At 58.6% G+C, this 302-nt stretch carries 1 protein-coding gene; it reads left to right on the forward strand.

The window, feature by feature from the left end; genetic code table 11:
• The coding region (locus A5483_RS10925; protein WP_082864055.1) for a thrombospondin type 3 repeat-containing protein at nt 1-279 on the forward strand (279 nt) is incomplete at its 5' end.
• Between the last annotated feature and the right edge of the window lie 23 nt (nt 280-302).

Below are 302 nucleotides of genomic sequence, written 5' to 3' on the forward strand. Positions count from 1 at the left end.
TTGGATGGTGACGAACACTACGAGATTGATAGTGCTACGCCTGAGATCACTCGCACCCTCACCCGAATCGGAAAGTATCGGGCGCACTTGCGTATCACCGACGACAGTGGCGCCAGTGACACTCTCACCTTCCCGATCCAGGTCACCCGAGACGGTGACGGCGTACCCGATGCTCAAGATAATTGCCCCACCATAGCCAACCAAGACCAAACCGACACCGACCACGACGGTATCGGAGACGCCTGCGACCCCCACACCACCACGAAGGCGCCCCGATGACCACCTGCGAAAACACACTCGAA

It is taken from the genome of Cutibacterium namnetense (genome assembly GCF_001642025.1).
In the GTDB taxonomy this organism is placed as follows: domain Bacteria; phylum Actinomycetota; class Actinomycetes; order Propionibacteriales; family Propionibacteriaceae; genus Cutibacterium; species Cutibacterium namnetense.